This window comes from Thiohalomonas denitrificans (assembly GCF_900102855.1).
Taxonomy (GTDB): domain Bacteria; phylum Pseudomonadota; class Gammaproteobacteria; order Thiohalomonadales; family Thiohalomonadaceae; genus Thiohalomonas; species Thiohalomonas denitrificans.
Window position 1 is genome coordinate 231,101 of sequence record NZ_FMWD01000007.1, and the last position, 16,763, is coordinate 247,863.

The following is a 16,763-nucleotide window of genomic DNA, read 5'->3' on the forward strand; positions in this document are numbered from 1 at the left end:
AATCTCTACTGCCAACCCCGGGATTGCCGCGTCGCTGAGGCTCCTCGCAATGACAGCTAAACGTTAGTCACTGATTCGGAGCTGCGAACCAGGGGGTACGGCTCGCAATGACGTAGAAGTGTCCTTATATCGCTCGCTTCAAAGTATGCGGTTGCCCTGTGGCCGTCGGCAGGCGCCAAGTGACGGGCACGGCCCGCCAAGCGGGAGTTCAGACCTTCAGACCAAGTACCAGGTCCATGACATTGGTTCCGGTAGGACCGGTATGGATGAGGTCACCGCTGGCCTCGAGGAAGGACCCCGAATCGGCGCGTCGGAGGGCTTCGTCGGGGTCGAACCCCTCCTCCTGACCACGCTGCACGGTGCCGCCATCGACCAGGGCGCCAGCATCATTGGTGGGACCATCCGTTCCGTCGGTTCCGGCCGCGAGCAGAAAAACGTCATTCCGACCGGCAAGTTCGGTGGCCGCGGCCAACGCCAGTGCCTGATTGCGGCCGCCGCGGCCCGGATCATCGGGAAGTTCGACCGTGCTTTCGCCCCCCCAGATATAGAGCCCCGGTTCGGCCCCGGTCAACTGTTTGCCGAAACGGCGGCCCATCTCCAGGGCATCGCCCGTAAATACCCGCTCATCCACCCGGCTTTCCAATCCTGCACGTGCTGCCTCGGCCGCGGCCGCTTCGCAGGCGTTGCGATTACCAATCAACACCCGGGTTTCCAGGGGGGCGAAACAGGGGTCGGCGGGATTCGGTGCCTTGGGCACCCGACCAAGGAGCTCTTCCAGCCAACCGGGAATCTCGAAATCGATTTCGAGTGCCTCGGGCGGATGTGGTACCAGCAGCCCCGAACCGATAACCATCGGATCATCGCCGGGAACATCCGACATCATCAGGTTGCGGGTATGGCGTACGGCCAGATAGCGGGCAAGCCGTCCCGCTTTGATACAGGAGAGCCCTTTCCGGACTCGATTCACGGCTTCAATATCCTTGCCGGATCCCAGGAGCCATCCCGTGGCACGCTCAAGCTCCGCCAGTCCCACACCTTCCGGAAGCACTTCGACTAAAGCGGACGTGCCACCCGAAACAAAAAACAGCAACTCCGAACGTCGGGGAACTTCGGCGAGGAACTCCAGCAAGCGTCTCCCGGCACGGAGACTGGCTTCATCGGGGACGGGATGACCTGCGCTCAAACACTCCACCCGGGGATCGTCGCAGGCGGCACCCAAATGGTCATGTTTCGTAATGACCAGCCCCTTTTGGAACCGATCGTCCAAGGCATCGGCGGCGCCTTTCATCATTCGCTCCGCAGCCTTGCCGATCGCGACCACCACACAGGCAGCTGCCGGTGGCGCCTTCTCCAGGTAATCGCGTACCACGCGGTCACCCGCTACCGCATCGATAGTGGTCCGGTAGACAGCGAGCAGCCGTTGGCGCTGTTCACTCCCGAAGTCGTCCATGAAGTTTGCCGCTCAGTGGGGTTTTACGAATCTACAATAGCTGAACTTCTGTATCTTGCCCGCCGGCGTCCGGTGCTCTTCTGTTCGGTGCTCCAGAAGCTGAAAACCCTGCCCAAGCTCGGTCGCCAGGGTATCAGGAGCGTAGCGCACCACCTCCAGCCCACTGCAGCGCTCGGGACCATCGGGAGCAAATGCCGCAATGATCACCTGTCCCCCGGGGCGGACGGCCCGTCCGAGGACGCTGCGATAAGCCTCACGATCGGCTGGCTCGGTCAGAAAATGGAAAACGGCGCGGTCGTGCCAAACGGAGAAGCGGCGTGGCGGCACGAAACAAGTGACATCCTGCTCGAACCACGACACCCGGGTCTGCAGATCGCCGAGACGCCGCTGGCTGGAGCGCAGCGCTTCACCAGCCACATCCAGTACCGAAAGGTCCTCATAACCGTTCAAGAGCAGGATATCGACAAGCCGCGAGGCGCCGCCGCCGACATCGATGATCGGTTCATCGCACCCGAGGCCCGTCGCCGCGATCAATTCCAGAGAAAGCCGCGGGTCGGGCTGGAACCAACTGACCTCCCGATCCGATTTGGAACGATAGACCTCCTCCCAATGCGCCTTGCGGTCAAAGCCTTCGTCCATTGCGTCCCCTCTCTTTCCCCACGGGAATGCCAACGATCACATGAACAGCGGGTTGCGCCAAGCAGAAATGCAAAAAATTCATAACTGTTCACTCCCCCGTCATTCCCCGTCCTCCCCCGTCATTCCCGCGTAGGCGGGAATCCAGAGAACAGCAACATGGCTCAAAATGGATCCCCGCCTGAGCGGGGATGACGAATCTCCTATCGGCCATGCGTCTGTTGCAACTTTTTCCTAACCCCTGGCCGTTTCCAGCCCCCGCGCCAAGTCCGCCTGAATATCCGTAACATCTTCCAGACCGACCGAAATCCGGATCAGATCCTCGTTGATTCCGGCAGACTCACGCTGCTCGGCGCTGAGCCGGCCATGGGTCGTGGTAGCCGGATGGGTGATGGTCGTTTTGGTATCACCGAGATTGGCGGTAATCGACAGCATCCGGGTACTGTCGATGATCCGCCAGGCCGCCTCACGTCCGCCGGCCACTTCGAAGGCGACAATGCCGCCAAACGCCTTCTGTTGTCGTGCCGCAAGGGCATGCTGGGGATGATCGACCAACCCGGGATAATGGACACGGGCAACCGCCGGTTGCTTCGCCAGCCAACGCGCCAGCAAAAGGGCGTTTTCACTGTGGGCCTTCATCCGCAGGGAAAGCGTCTCCAGCCCCTTGAGAAACACCCAGGCATTAAACGGACTCATGGTAGGCCCCGCCGTGCGCAGAAAACCGAATACCGGCTCCATCAGCTCATCACTGCCCACCACCGCCCCGCCGATGCAGCGTCCCTGACCATCGATATATTTGGTCGCCGAGTGGATGACGATATCGGCGCCCATTTCGAGAGGGCGCTGCAGAGCGGGCGTACAGAAGCAGTTGTCCACCACCAGTCTACATTCGCTGGCGTGAGCAAGTGCTGCCAGCGCTTCAACATCGGCCACTTCGGTCAGGGGATTGGAAGGCGTCTCCAGGAACAACAGCCGGGTTTCGGGCCGGATCGCCTCCTGCCAGGCAGTGAGATCCGTCAGTGGCACATACGAGATGCCGATCCCGAACTTCTTCAGGTAATTCTCGAACAGACTGACTGTGGAGCCGAACAGGGCCGTGGAGGCAACGATATGATCACCCGACTTCAGCAGACCCATGCAGGTAGAGAGAATGGCCGACATTCCCGAGCCGGTGGCAACGCAGCGCTCCCCACCCTCCAGTGCCGCCAACCGTTCTTCGAAGGTTCGCACCGTAGGGTTCGTAAAGCGGGAATAAATGTTGCCGGACTCCTGGCCGGAAAAACGTGCCGCAGCCTGGGCCGCCGTATCAAAAGTGAAGCTGGAAGTGGCAAAGATCGCTTCGCTCTGCTCCCCTTCCAGAGTCCGCACCTGACCGGCACGCACCGCGCGGGTCTCAAAACCGTATTCATCCCAATCCGTCATGCTTCGACCCTTCGATTTATCGACCACGGAGAACACAGAGGAAAAATACTACCTGTGACCAGTCCCTGCTCTGAACAATATACAGAAGCCAACCGAGCGCTCTCCGTGTTCTCTGTGGTTATGTGGTTTTGCTGTTCTTGGCGGGCGGGCACAAAAAAACCTGCTCAGCCGGTGTGCTAAAGCAGGTCTTCTCGCGCCTCGCTTTAGCCGCATTTCTATAGCGCCCGCAAGCTGATGCTCAAATCGGCGCTTTTTGCAGATTAGGGAAGCGACCCGTAGGTGTCAACCCGGCAATGCCCTACTCCGAGTTGTGCAGATCGATGGTTACACCCTCTTCAAGGTCCCGCGTCTCCTTGGCGCCGTCGGAACGACACTGCTCCAGCTGCTTCAGATATTCGGGAGTCACGTCCCCGGTAGGGTATTCACCGCTGAACACCGAAGTATCGAACTGGCGAACCTTTTTATTATCCTTGTACAACACCGCACTGATCAGATCATCCAGGTCCTGATAAATCAGCCAGTCGGCACCAATGGCCTCGGCGATCTGCTTGTCGTCGCGGCCATGCCCGATCAACTCGGCGGTGGTAGGCATATCGATGCCGTACACGTTCGGATAACGCACCGGCGGTGCTGCGGATGCAAAGTAGACCTTGTTGGCACCCGCATCGCGGGCCATCTGGATGATCTGCTTGGAGGTGGTCCCCCGCACGATGGAGTCATCCACCAGCAGCACGTTTTTGCCCCTGAACTCCAGACCGATTGCATTGAGCTTCTGACGCACCGATTTCTTGCGCTGCTTCTGGCCCGGCATGATAAAGGTGCGGCCGATATAACGGTTCTTGATAAACCCTTCCCGGTACAGCACCCCAAGCTCGTAGGAAAGCTGCAGCGCCGAGGTACGGCTGGTATCGGGGATCGGAATCACCACATCGATGTCATGCTGCGGCCACTCGCGCAGAATCTTGCGGGCCAGCCGCTCTCCCATGCGAAGCCGCGCCTTGTAAACGGAGATGCCATCGATGATGGAGTCGGGACGGGCAAAATAGACGTACTCGAAGATGCAGGGGCTATAAACCGATCCCTCCGCACACTGACGCGAATGGAAATTCCCGTCCACGTCGATGAAGACCGCCTCGCCCGGCTCCAGATCGCGAACGCGTTCAAAACCGAGTGCGTCCACGGCCACGGTTTCCGAGGCCACTGTCCACTCGGTCCCCTGCGGCGTTTCCCGCCGGCCGATGGCCAGCGGCCGTATGCCGTGCTTATCCCGGAACGCGACAATACCGTAGCCGATGATCATGGCCACGGCTGCGTAGGCTCCGCGTACCCGTTTGTGAACACGGGTAACGGCCTCGAACACATCTCCCTCGTCGATCCGCAGCTTGCCCTGGCGCTGTAGCTCGTGGGCAAAGACGTTGAGCAGGATCTCGGAATCGGAGTTGGTATTGATGTGGCGCAGGTCCTCCCGAAACATGTCGCCCTTGAGAGTATCGGCGTTGGTGAGGTTGCCGTTGTGGGCCAGCGAGATGCCGTAGGGCGAATTGACATAAAACGGTTGCGATTCGGCGGAGCTGGAGCAGCCCGCGGTCGGGTAGCGAACATGGCCGATGCCCATGTTGCCTTTCAGGCGCAGCATATGCCGCGTGTGAAAGACGTCGCGAACCAGGCCGTTATCCTTTCGCAGATGCAACCGATCGCCGTCACTGGTCATGATGCCTGCAGCATCCTGACCGCGATGTTGAAGCACCGTCAGGCCGTCGTACAGGCCCTGATTGACCGGCGATTTACCGACAATGCCGATGATTCCACACATGCCTTGAAGTCACCTCTGTGAGCCGCTCCGCTCGCAAGCTGAAGGAACGGTTCAATAATGGATGGAGTTGGCCAGTTCATCCGGCAAATAATACCGAACCCAGATGGCCGTCTCCTGGAAGTAAGGGATCAGGAGCGACGCGCTCCACCAGGGATCTTCCGGCAGTGCGGTGAGCCCCGCCAAAATCACCAGAGCGAGCACGACGACTACGCCACGTGCGATGCCGAAAAAGGCCCCGATAAATCGGTCCGTACCGGAAAGCCCGGTCTTGCGTACCAGCTGAACCGCCATGAAATTCACCAGCGTCGCCAATAGCAGCGTAACCAGGAACAGCACGGCAAACGCCACGGACAGCCTTACCGACGGCACTTCGATATAAGGCTGCAAAAGTGGTTCCAGATTGTTCGCAAAGGTCAGCGCCACCCAGAAGGCAACCAACCAGCCTGCCAGTGACAGAGCCTCCTTGGTGAAGCCTCGCACAAGACTGATCAGAAGCGACAGCGCAATGATAGCGAGAATGCTGTAATCGGCCCAATTCATGCTCATTGTGGTGCCCTGTCCCGGGTCATCGATGCGCCTCTGACCTGTCCGCTTCGCCTTTCACAACGCCCTTGTCCCGAAAAAGCGGGGATTTTACCAGAGTGATGGAGCGAAAGCTCATGGATGGCCCATCACCAGAGCCGGCAAGTCGGGCTGTTTGGCTTTCACCCGCTCCATGAGGGATTCAGCCCGCTCGCGACTCGCCTCGGGACCGACCCGCACCCGGTAAATGGCTTCTCCGCTGCTCTTCACCTGTTCGACAAACGCGTCAAAATCTTCGCCACGAAGGCGATCACGCAGCCGAAGAGCATTTTCCGAGTTCGAGAAACTGCCCACTTGAACGGCCCAGGCCTTTACCTCTCCCGGTTCCGGCTCCGGCTCCGGTTCCGTCTTCGCTTCCCCTTCTTCGGCAGCCAACGGAGGTTCCGGTTCCACTTCGGCCACGGGCCCGGTCAGAATCGGGGCTGCATCCTCTTTCTCAACCACTGCCGCTTTCGGCTCCATCGATATCGGCTGACGGGGTGGAATATCGAGCGACTCGAACTGATAACCGGATTTAGGCGGGATATTGCTGCCGAAGGCGGGCATGCTGGAGTCGTCACCATCCAGAAGCATTGGCACAAAAATCACCGCCAAAGCTACCAGGACGACCGCACCGACCAGTCGCTGTTTGATTCGTGGATTCAAAACACCACCTTGTTTGAGCAAAACCGGTTAGAGGCCATTATACGGATTCGGCCAAAGCTTCTGCCACCGTATTGAAAGAACCGAAAACCACAATCCGGTCCCCCGGTTCGGCGCGGCGACGCGCCTCGATCAGAAGTGATGGGACCGAAGACCCACACTCTACGGAGCGGATGCCTGCCGCCTCCAGTTGACGGGCGGTTTCCCCTGCAACCGTCGGGCGCGCCCCTCCCAGACCGGCCACGAACCAATGGTCGATACACGCCGCAAGCGGCCGTACGATGCCGGCAATATCCTTGTCGGCCAATACGGCGAACACGGCCAGCGTACGCCCGGGCGCAGGCAGCCGCACCAGATTTCGAGCGAGCTCCTCGGCAGCCTGAGGATTGTGCGCCACATCCAGGATCTCCGGCACGTCACCCGGTAGCACTTCAAACCGGCCCCGGACACGGGCACTCAGCAGCCCCTCGCGCACCGCCCTCTGGTCCACCGGCAACCGATCACTAACACAATCCAGGGCCATCAGAACACCTGCCGCATTCTGAAGCTGGGACACACCACGCATGATCGGCCACGGCAGCGCTTCCCGCCGTCGCCCTGCAGCTGTCCACGACCAGTTCCCGCCGTGGTCCCGGTAACGGTAATCATCACCTGCACGATAGAGCGGCGCCCCGACCTCCCGGGCGAACTCGATGAGAGAGTACGGTGGCTGCGGATCACTGCAGACAGCTGGTCGTCCGGCGCGGAAGATACCGGCCTTTTCCCGGCCGATGGTCTCACGATCACTGCCCAACCAGGCCGCATGGTCCACATCCACTGCGGTGACCAGTGCCACGTCCGGATCCCAGGCATTCACCGCATCCAGACGCCCCCCCATTCCCACCTCGAGCACGGCGACGTCGAGGTCGGAGCGAAAAAACAGATCGAAGGCAGCCAGTGTCCCGAATTCAAAGTAGGTCAGGGAGATGTCGCCGCGGGCCTTGTCGACGGTTTCGAAGGCATCGCACAGAGCAGGCTCATCGATTTCGCGGCCATCGATGCGAATGCGTTCGGTATAGCGAAGCAGGTGCGGCGAGGTATAGGTGCCGACCCGGTAACCGGCGGCACGAAGAATGGCCTCCAGCATAGCCACGCTCGAGCCCTTGCCATTGGTGCCCGCGACGGTGATGACAGGAAATGGTGCCCTTTGCCGACCCATGCGGGCAAGGACCCTGCCCAGGCGCTCCAGACCCAGCTCGATCTTGGCCGGATGCAGCGTCTCCTGCCAGGCCAGCCAGTCATCGAGGGAGGAAAAACGTGCGGAGCGGCTCATCACAGAGGATCACAGAGACGATTGGGAAAAAAAGTGTCCACTGGCAAAATCAATACACGTAACCCCCGAATTCCTCGATTCCGGTTCCATAGGAGTACCGGAAACATGGAGGCCTACCCGGCACCAGGAGCCTGTCCGAGAATAACTGACCTGCTGCGCCCAAGCCTGATTGGCCTCTTGAAGTTCCCTCTCCGCTGTCATTGCGAGCACTACCCGCCACTCCGCAATCCGAATCAGTGACGAACCGGTAAACTGTCATTGCGAGGAGCCCCAGCGACGCGGCAATCTGGGGTTTTGGGAGCAGGAGATTACTTCGTCGCTGGGGCTCCTCGCAATGACAAGGGGGAAGTTCGTCGTTGATTCGGGACCCCGCAGCGGCGGATAGTGCTCGAAACGAGCGCTATTCTCGGACAGGCTCCTACTGCCAAGCCGACGCGTAAACAACCTTTGTGTTCTCAGTGGTTATTCGCTGTCAGTGCCTTCAATGGCGTCGGCTGGTCGGTAAACATCGCGAGCATGGAGGAAATCTTCTCGCGCATTTCACGGCGATCGACAATCAGGTCCAGGGCACCGTGTTCGAGCAGAAATTCACTCCGCTGGAAGCCTTCGGGCAGGGTTTCCCGCACGGTCTGTTCGATGACGCGAGGACCGGCAAAGCCGATCAAGGCGCCCGGTTCACCGATATTCACATCCCCCAGCATGGCAAGGCTGGCGGAAACCCCGCCCATGGTCGGATCGGTCATGACCGAAACGAAGGGGAGGCCCCGTTTGCTCATTCGGGCCAACGCGGCAGAGGTCTTGGCCATCTGCATCAGTGAGAAAAGCGCCTCCTGCATGCGGGCGCCGCCACTGGCCGAAAAACAGACCAGCGGAAGTTCATTCTCCAGACAGGCATCGACCGCCCGGACGAACCGTTCGCCAACCACCGAGCCCATGGAGCCACCCATGAACTTGAACTCGAAGGCCACGGCAACCAGGGGAATCGTGTTCACCTGTCCCATCATCGCCACCAGGGCGTCGGTTTCACCAGTGTTCTTTTGTGCCTGGGAGAGCCGATCCTTGTACTTCTTGCTATCACGGAACCGAAGCGCATCGACCGGATGAAGGTCATCGCCAATCTCCACCCGGGGCTCTTCGTCCAGAAACGCCTCAAGCCGTCGTCGTGCTCCGATGCGCATGTGGTGACCACACTTGGGACAGACATCCAGGTTGCGTTCCAGCTCGGCCCGGTAAAGGACGGACTTGCAGCCCGGACATTTGGCCCACAAACCTTCGGGTACGCTCTTTCGTTTCGTCCCACCTTCGGTGCGAATCTGGGAGGGTAGGAATTTTTTTAGCCAACTCATTTATTTTTCCCTCGCTCGCTCAGCGAGAATGGTTTTCGATTTAGCCACAGAGCACACGCGACTGCATGGATGCAGGAGGTAGAGCAACGCATGGAGCAGTTGCCGAGAGTTCATCGAGAAAAACCCAGGTCGAATTCAACCCTTGGCTTCGCAACATGCGTACGCAATAAACCTCTGTGACCTCTGTGGTTCATTTTTTGGTCGCGTCATCCATCGCGCCGCGCAATTCAGCGAGAAAGCCACCAAGCGCTTCCGGAATACGCTCCGGTGTATCCGCCAATGCCTCGATGCGACCGACCAGCGCGCTGCCAACAATAACCGCGTCGGCGACTTTGGCCACTTGGGCCGCCGTGGCGCCATCCTTGATGCCGAACCCCACACCCACCGGCAGATCCGTGTGGGCGCGGATGGCGGCCAATTTGTCGGAGACCGCTGCAGCATCGAGATTCGCCGCACCGGTGATGCCCTTTACCGAGACGTAATAGATGAACCCGCTGGCCACATGGGCGACGCGATCGATGCGGGCATCACCGGTATTGGGTGCCACCAGATAAATCGGATCGAGATCGAACCGGCGGGCGGCAGCGACAAAATCATCCGCCTCTTCGGGGGGCAGGTCGACCGTCAATACGCCATCCACACCGGCAGCGGCCGCTGCTTCGGCAAAGACCTCATAACCCATCACCTCGATGGGATTCAGATACCCCATCAGCACCACAGGGGTCTCGGCGTCGTCCTCACGGAAACGGCGCACCATGTCGAACACCGCCTTCAGATTGACGTGGTGCGTGAGGGCACGCTCGCTGGCGCGCTGGATAACCGGGCCATCGGCCATCGGATCGGAAAACGGCACGCCCAGTTCGATGATGTCCGCCCCGCCTTTCACCATGGCGTGCATCAGCGGAACGGTGACTTCGGGATTCGGATCACCGGCGGTGACGAACGGGATCAGCGCCTTGCGGCCGGCCTCACGAAGAGCGGCGAAACGGGTGGCGATTCGACTCATCGCTTCCGCCCTCCCTGGCTCTCGCGAAATTTGTATGTCGTATACTTCATACCACTATCCCCTCCCGCTCCGCGACCGTATGGATATCCTTGTCGCCACGCCCGGAGAGATTCACGATGATGACCTTGTCGGGGCCGAGTTCGGGGGCGAGCTTCATGGCATAGGCCAGGGCATGACTCGACTCCAGCGCCGGCATGATGCCTTCGGTAAGCGTCAATTCATGAAAAGCGGCCAGGGCTTCGTCATCGGTGATCGCGACGTAGTTGGCGCGACCGGAATCCTTGAGCCAGGCGTGCTCCGGACCGACGCCCGGATAGTCCAGCCCCGCCGAAACCGAGTGGGTTTCGATGATCTGCCCGTCCGCGTCCTCCATCAGGTAGGTGCGGTTGCCGTGCAGCACGCCGGGACGGCCCGCGCAGAGCGGAGCGGCATGGCGACCGGTATCCAGACCGTCACCGGCGGCCTCGACGCCGTACATGGCCACGGAAGCATCATCAATAAACGGATAGAACAGGCCGATGGCGTTGGAACCGCCGCCCACGCAGGCCACCAGCGCATCGGGAAGCCGTCCCTCCTGCGCCTGGATCTGCTCACGGGCCTCGCGGCCGATGATCGCCTGGAAGTCGCGCACCATGGCAGGATAGGGGTGCGGCCCCGCTACGGTGCCGATGATGTAGAAGGTGTCGTCGATGTTGGTGACCCAGTCACGCATCGCCTCGTTGAGAGCATCCTTCAGCGTCTTCGAGCCGGACTCCACCGCCACCACTCTCGCGCCCAGCAGGCGCATGCGATAAACATTGATGGCCTGGCGCTTGACGTCCTCGGAGCCCATGTAGACCACACACTCCAAACCCAGCCGGGCGGCCACCGTCGCGGTGGCAACGCCGTGCTGCCCCGCCCCGGTTTCGGCGATGATGCGGGTCTTGCCCATGCGCTTGGCGAGCAGTGCCTGGCCAATGGTGTTGTTCACCTTGTGGGCGCCGGTATGGTTCAGGTCTTCACGCTTCAGATAGATCCGCGCACCGCCCAGCTTGCGGGTCCAGCGCTCGGCAAAATAGAGCGGCGTAGGCCTGCCGACGAACTGCTGCAGGTCCTCGTCCAGTTCGGCCTGGAACTCGGGATCCTTGATATAGCGCTCGTAGGCCTCGCGGAGCTCCTCGAGGGGCCCCATCAGGGTCTCGGATACGAAACGGCCGCCGTACGGGCCGAAATGGCCCCGCTCGTCGGGCAGCTTCGTGGAATCGTTTTCAGTCGATCTCTGCACGCCGTACTCCTCGCATGAACGCGGCGATCTTCGCCGCATCCTTGATACCTTTGTCTGCCTCGACGCCACTGCTGACATCGACGGCGAAGGGCCGCACGCTGCGGACCGCATCCGTAATGTTCCCCGGGTCCAACCCACCAGCCAGCACCACGGGCAGATTCAAGTCATCGGGGATTCGATCCCAATCGAATCGCTCCCCCGTTCCGCCGGGCACACCCTTTTGATAGGCATCCAGCAGCAGCCCGTCGGCGGATGCATAGCGCTCCGCCATCTCCCGCAGGTCGATACCGGGACGCATCCTCACGGCCTTGATATACCGGTGGCCAAAGGAGTCGCAGCTCTCCGGCGTCTCGCCGCCGTGAAACTGCAGGAGATCCAGCGGCACCCGCTCCAGCACCGCATCGATATCCTTGCGATCGGCATCCACAAACAGCCCCACCGCCGTCACAAAGGGCGGCAGCGTGGCGACAATCGCCGCCGCCTGCTCGGCCGTCACCACCCGCGGACTGCGCGGATAGAACACCAGTCCGATGGCATCGGCCCCCGCCTCCACCGCCACACGGGCGTCATCGAGGCGGGTGATTCCGCAAATCTTGACGCGGGTACGCCTCATGGCCGAGCCCTGGATGATTGATTTACCGCAAAGAACGCCAAGGTCACAAAGATACCTTTCAAAACAAATCATTGCGCCTGCACGCCGACCGAATCGGTGTCGGGCAAAAACCTTTATCTTTTACTTCGCGCTCTTCGCGTCCTTAGCGGTTTGAACACAACACCCGGAACCCGGCAGATTACCAGACCACGCTTTCCTGCGAAAGCGACGGCAGACCAAAACGCTCGGGATACCCCACACCGGTCAGGTAGAGTCCGTGGGGCGGTGCGGTAACGCCGCCCAGGGTGCGATCCCGCGCCTCCAGTACCTCTTTGGTCCAGCCCGGCTCCTGTCCACCGCTGCCGATGGCCATCAGCACACCGGCGATATTTCGCACCATATGATGCAGGAAGCCGTTGGCCTCGAGGTCCAGAAAGATGAAACGCCCCTGCCGGGAGACATCGAGCCGGTGCAGCGTGCGCACCGGGCTTTTGGCCTGGCAGGCAACGGCACGGTAGGAGGAAAAGTCGTGCTCCCCGAGCAGGTGGCGGGCCCCTTCAGCCATCCGGCTCTCATCCAGCGGCCGGCACGCCCAGCTGACCCGGTGCTGAAGAAAGGTGGGGCGCACCGCGCGGTTGAAAATCACGTAGCGGTAACTGCGCCGCACCGCCGAAAACCGCGCATGGAAATCGTCCGGGACCGCCTTCATCCAGAGAATCGCGACATCCTTGGGCAGATTGGCGTTGCCGCCGAACACCCAGGCACGCTCCTCCCGCTCCACCTCGGTATCGATGTGGATCACCTGCTCCGTAGCGTGCACCCCGGTATCCGTCCGCCCGGCGCAGTGCACCCGTACCGGCGTGTCGGCCACCTTCGACAACGCCGTCTCCACCGCCCCCTGGACGGTCGGCACCTTCTGTTTCTGCAACTGCCAGCCGCAGTACCGGCTGCCGTCGTACTCAACCCCAAAAGCGATCCGCATGACATTAATATAAAGAGTTACAGCCCTAACAGGCTGTTGAAAAAGGTTTTTTGTCCCTTCTCCCTGAGGGAGAAGGTTAGGATGAGGGGGTACAAATCAGTAACTTAGCTTATATTGACCCCTTACCCCAGCCCCTCAGGGAGAGAAAGTTTTTCAGCAGCCTGTTAAAAAGCCCAAGGCGCCCTCTCTCACTGCCTCGAGTGAACAGAGCGCCGGACGGCCACAAACCGGCCAATTCTACCCGTTCGGAGCCCCTCCCGCCCAAAAACGCACCACTCCAAAGAACAGCTTACCAACCGCCCGGTTCCATCCATTGGACCCGCCCAACACCTCGCGTTAGGATAAACCCGTACTCAGGCGGCCGATGCGCCCGGTGAAGTCGAACCCGGGCGAGGGGCTGATACAAAACCCGGTCAGGAGAAAACATCCCCTCCCCCTCCGAGAAACAACCCCGCCGCACCTGATAGCCAAGTGCCCAAACGAACACACGGACGACTATCAGGAGGACACAATGGAAGAATACAAAAACGCCAGGGAGGACCTCCTCCTGGCCGCATCGCAAGTGCGCCTGCTCGCCGACTTGCTGTTGCCGTCCACCGATCTACAGGACGTGGACCGGGCCGCCTTCGCCCATGTTCTCCAGGACCTGAACAATCTCGAAGAGTGCATCCGCAACATCAAGTCCACCGCCACCCGCAGGGAGGACCGGGCATGAGCGCAATCATGGAAACCACCGGCCCCCCGGCCTGGTACAAAATGCATAAAAAGCCCAAACACCTGCCGCCCTCCAAGTTCGACGAGCTGAAAGCGGCCGTTGCCGCCATCCGCGAGCGCCACGACGTGGAAATGATCATCCTCTTCGGCTCCCACGCCCGCGGCGACTGGGTCGAAGACCGCTACGAAGAGGACCACGTCACCCACGAATACCACTCCGACTTCGACATCCTCATCGTCACCGCGGACAAAAAGAGCGAACGCAACGTCGCCTACGACAACGATCTCAAAGACGCCCTGGAGTAGACGGTTTTCAGTTTTTTTACGGTGTTATATGAAAAAGGAGAGTTCATGCCAGAAGAAAAAAATAGCATTGATGCTTCTATTGAGGCATTGGATGCTTATATAGAAAAAAACAAAGATGAAGGGCGTCGCATATTCTCCTATTTGAGGACGTTTAGCGTAACCGTTTTAGTGGTCATCCTGATGCTCTATATTTTTCCTTTATATATGACTGCTGCTATGCCTGATTCCGCTTTAGCTTCAGCAAAAATACCGGATGTAGTGCTATATGGTTTGTTTGCCATATTTGTAGTTGTATTCGGTGTAGTAATGGCAATTTATCGTTTTCACTTGAATGAAATTTCGAGAACTGAGCACTACAAGATTGGTTTTATGCGCATACGTGTGGCAGCTAATAATTCTGATAAAGAGGGGTTTAACTCAGAAGTGCGTTTATCGCTTACTGCTGATGCGTTCTCCTATCAACCTAGTTCAGTATTCTCTGGTAAAGAAAAGAAGGTTGAAAGCCCGCTCCCCGGCCATCCAACTTCTGATTTATCAGCTGTTGTGCTTAATAAGCTTTTGGATGGCCTTGAAGTTAAAAAGAAACAGTAACATATAACAAACGCGTCAATTAGGACGCTCGCAAGCTCGCGCCTATTACGCGGGCGTTGGGCATCACAAATAGGAGAAGCACATGGGTGAATGGTCTGAGTCTGAGTAATCCCCACGAATTGGAACGGTAACTAGCTGACTCTAAAAGAGATAGGGGTGGACATGCACCTTCTGACATGATCTTCTTGCGGTTGCGAAACGTAAGAAGCCCTCAGAAAAAGGAGCCGAAGATGCATGCCACCGATATCCTTGATACGTGCCTCACGGGCCTATGTCAAACCATGCACGCCGCCCGCTATACGGCCGTAAAGGTCGCCGTCGAATCCGCTTTGGCGCAGAGGTGTGTGACAGTGACAGCGCTTGGCCGCGGTATCATCGGAGAGGTTGGCGAGAAGCACTGCATCAAGCGAATGGATCGTTTGGCCGGCAATGAACACCTGCGGCAGCAAGTTTCCGTCGCCTACCAAGACATGGCTGAATGGATTCTAGGTGGAACTGTCCGTCCGCTGATCTTGGTCGACTGGTCGCCACTGAGTCCTGATGAGCGTTTTCATCTTCTGCGTGCTTCTGTGCCCGTGGGTGGTCGGGCATTGGCGATCTATGAAGAGGTCCATGAGCGGAATTGCCTTGGCAGCCGAAGCGTCCAGACGGAGTTCCTGGCGACGTTGGCGAGTTTGCTGCCGCCACACTGCGAGCCGATTCTGGTCACGGACGCCGGGTTCAAGAATCCCTGGTTTCGGGCAGTTGAAGCACTCGGCTGGGACTGGATCGGCCGTATACGCGGAACCGTGCAAATTACCAGGCCGGATGAAGAGTTTTGGGTGCGCTGCACCCGTGTGGCGAATGTTCTCAAAACCGGGAAACCGACGTACTTGGGAGCTTTCCTTGTGGCTCGTTCCAACCCGATAGAATGTGCCGTCTATGGATTGCGAAAGCCACCAAAAGGCCGGCGCAAGAACACCCGGCATGGACATAAAGCCGAGTCGAAGCACAGTAAGACCAATGCTGCCCGTGAACGCGAACCTTGGCTTATCGTCACCTCCTTACCCGGTGGGAAGACCGAAACTAAGAAGGTGCTTGCAGCGTACCGAAAGCGGATGGCTATTGAGGAGAACTTTCGAGACACCAAGAGCGAGTACTACGGAATGGGTCTGGATCGCTCACGCTCGCGCTCCGCAGAACGCTATTCCGTACTGCTGCTGATCAATGCACTGGCTCTGTTCACGGCTTGGCTGCACGGCAAGGTGGCCCAAACCAAAAACCTGCACTGGCGCTATCAAGCCAATACTGTGAAGTCGCGTTCAGTATTATCGTCGGTCTTCCTTGGCTTGCGAGTCATTCGCCGAGGCGAGCTGGATTTAACCAGCCGGTTACTAGCGCAACTCAGGAGCTCCCTATGCGAACCGGAATTCGGAGCTACAGCGTGAAATTCGTGGGGATCCCTCAGGGTCTGAGTACTTTGAGGATTTCCCCGAGGAAAATCCGGCGAACTATGTGGGCAATCGTTTTGATCCGAAGGGCGCGGAAGCGTTGCGGGCAGCAGAGGCGAAAGCCGCTGCTGAGCAAGCCAAGCTCAATGCCGAGATTGCGCAAGTCATCAGGAAGCACAGCACGCCGGGCTCTTCTGGCGCAGGTGGCAAGTAGGAGCCGCCGCCATGCCCAATCGGGTAAGGGCGGGTATTTAGCCCGCCCTCCCCACACCACCTAGCATGCGGGTCCGCACTAGGCGGTTCACAAGAAAGAAGCACACGAGAAGTTCAGGCATAGCCATGGGCTTTCATCCACAGCATGCGGATGTTGATCAGCCCCTGACTCTTCAGCCATGCATTCGTCATCCCCGTTTGCGTCGCCAGCGTCTTCGACAGGTGCCAGTAGCTCTTGCTGCTGAGGGCTGTGAAGATCGCGTGGCGTTTGCTCGTCCCCAGTGACAGCAGGTTGCGCACCTTGGTCCGCGTCTTGCGCCACCGTTTCCAGTAGCACATTCGGATCCGGCGGCGCAGCCACTGATCGAGTCCGGGGATCGGGCGATAGTATTCGGAGATGCCGAAATACCCCATCCATCCACGCACATACTGCACGAGCTTGTACAGCCGGTAAGCCATCGA

General features: G+C 59.3%; 18 protein-coding genes. 5 read left to right on the forward strand and 13 right to left on the reverse strand.

Annotation, left to right across the window (positions count from 1 at the left end; genetic code table 11):
- Positions 1-208 precede the first annotated feature (208 nt).
- The 12 genes from BLP65_RS12535 to truA all read right to left on the reverse strand — a co-directional run bounded on the left by BLP65_RS12535 (position 209) and on the right by truA (position 13,047).
- Positions 209-1,450: a glycerate kinase type-2 family protein gene (locus BLP65_RS12535; RefSeq protein ID WP_092997712.1), complete on the reverse strand. Its 1,242-nt coding sequence runs from the start codon at positions 1,448-1,450 to the stop codon at positions 209-211.
- 12 nt (positions 1,451-1,462) lie between these two features.
- Positions 1,463-2,089, reverse strand: a complete 627-nt coding sequence (locus BLP65_RS12540) for a class I SAM-dependent methyltransferase (protein WP_092997715.1) — start codon at positions 2,087-2,089, stop codon at positions 1,463-1,465.
- Positions 2,090-2,320: 231 nt separating this feature from the next.
- Positions 2,321-3,508 (reverse strand): O-succinylhomoserine sulfhydrylase, encoded by a 1,188-nt coding sequence (locus BLP65_RS12545; protein ID WP_092997718.1) that lies wholly within the window; start codon positions 3,506-3,508, stop codon positions 2,321-2,323.
- 298 nt (positions 3,509-3,806) lie between these two features.
- On the reverse strand, positions 3,807-5,321 hold the full coding sequence (gene purF / locus BLP65_RS12550; RefSeq protein WP_092997721.1) for an amidophosphoribosyltransferase: 1,515 nt from the start codon (positions 5,319-5,321) through the stop codon (positions 3,807-3,809).
- A gap of 51 nt (positions 5,322-5,372) precedes the next feature.
- A complete protein-coding gene (locus tag BLP65_RS12555) occupies positions 5,373-5,867 on the reverse strand; it encodes a CvpA family protein (RefSeq protein ID WP_245688321.1) in 495 nt (164 codons plus the stop codon).
- Between the two features lie 111 nt (positions 5,868-5,978).
- Positions 5,979-6,548, reverse strand: coding sequence for an SPOR domain-containing protein (locus BLP65_RS12560; RefSeq protein WP_092997724.1), 570 nt, complete (start codon positions 6,546-6,548; stop codon positions 5,979-5,981).
- A gap of 37 nt (positions 6,549-6,585) precedes the next feature.
- Positions 6,586-7,857: a bifunctional tetrahydrofolate synthase/dihydrofolate synthase gene (gene folC, locus BLP65_RS12565; RefSeq protein ID WP_092997727.1), complete on the reverse strand. Its 1,272-nt coding sequence runs from the start codon at positions 7,855-7,857 to the stop codon at positions 6,586-6,588.
- A 455-nt stretch (positions 7,858-8,312) separates the two neighbouring features.
- A complete protein-coding gene (accD, locus tag BLP65_RS12570) occupies positions 8,313-9,203 on the reverse strand; it encodes an acetyl-CoA carboxylase, carboxyltransferase subunit beta (protein ID WP_092997730.1) in 891 nt (296 codons plus the stop codon).
- A 190-nt stretch (positions 9,204-9,393) separates the two neighbouring features.
- On the reverse strand, positions 9,394-10,209 hold the full coding sequence (gene trpA / locus BLP65_RS12575; RefSeq protein ID WP_092997733.1) for a tryptophan synthase subunit alpha: 816 nt from the start codon (positions 10,207-10,209) through the stop codon (positions 9,394-9,396).
- A 46-nt stretch (positions 10,210-10,255) separates the two neighbouring features.
- Positions 10,256-11,473: a tryptophan synthase subunit beta gene (gene trpB, locus BLP65_RS12580; protein ID WP_245688322.1), complete on the reverse strand. Its 1,218-nt coding sequence runs from the start codon at positions 11,471-11,473 to the stop codon at positions 10,256-10,258.
- Entirely contained in the window at positions 11,457-12,086 is a 630-nt protein-coding gene (locus BLP65_RS12585) for a phosphoribosylanthranilate isomerase (protein ID WP_092997739.1), read from the reverse strand. Before BLP65_RS12585 ends, trpB begins: the two co-directional genes overlap by 17 nt.
- A 178-nt stretch (positions 12,087-12,264) precedes the next feature.
- Positions 12,265-13,047: a tRNA pseudouridine(38-40) synthase TruA gene (gene truA, locus BLP65_RS12590; protein ID WP_092997742.1), complete on the reverse strand. Its 783-nt coding sequence runs from the start codon at positions 13,045-13,047 to the stop codon at positions 12,265-12,267.
- A 511-nt stretch (positions 13,048-13,558) separates the two neighbouring features.
- Between truA and BLP65_RS12595 the strand changes: the two genes are divergently transcribed.
- From BLP65_RS12595 to BLP65_RS12615, 5 genes are all read left to right on the forward strand, one after another.
- Positions 13,559-13,762 (forward strand): hypothetical protein, encoded by a 204-nt coding sequence (locus BLP65_RS12595; protein WP_092997745.1) that lies wholly within the window; start codon positions 13,559-13,561, stop codon positions 13,760-13,762.
- The gene (locus BLP65_RS16760) at positions 13,759-14,067 is read left to right on the forward strand and encodes a nucleotidyltransferase domain-containing protein (RefSeq protein ID WP_092997747.1); all 309 of its coding nucleotides are present in this window, start codon (positions 13,759-13,761) and stop codon (positions 14,065-14,067) included. Before BLP65_RS12595 ends, BLP65_RS16760 begins: the two co-directional genes overlap by 4 nt.
- 45 nt (positions 14,068-14,112) lie before the next feature.
- Positions 14,113-14,658, forward strand: coding sequence for a hypothetical protein (locus BLP65_RS12605; RefSeq protein WP_092997750.1), 546 nt, complete (start codon positions 14,113-14,115; stop codon positions 14,656-14,658).
- A 230-nt stretch (positions 14,659-14,888) separates the two neighbouring features.
- On the forward strand, positions 14,889-16,085 hold the full coding sequence (locus BLP65_RS12610) for an IS4 family transposase (protein WP_175452562.1): 1,197 nt from the start codon (positions 14,889-14,891) through the stop codon (positions 16,083-16,085).
- Positions 16,086-16,152: 67 nt separating this feature from the next.
- The gene (locus tag BLP65_RS12615) at positions 16,153-16,302 is read left to right on the forward strand and encodes a hypothetical protein (RefSeq protein WP_217631991.1); all 150 of its coding nucleotides are present in this window, start codon (positions 16,153-16,155) and stop codon (positions 16,300-16,302) included.
- 113 nt (positions 16,303-16,415) lie between these two features.
- Here BLP65_RS12615 and BLP65_RS12620 read toward each other — a convergent pair.
- Positions 16,416-16,763: group II intron maturase-specific domain-containing protein (locus BLP65_RS12620; RefSeq protein ID WP_281180220.1), on the reverse strand; the 348-nt coding region annotated here is incomplete at its 5' end.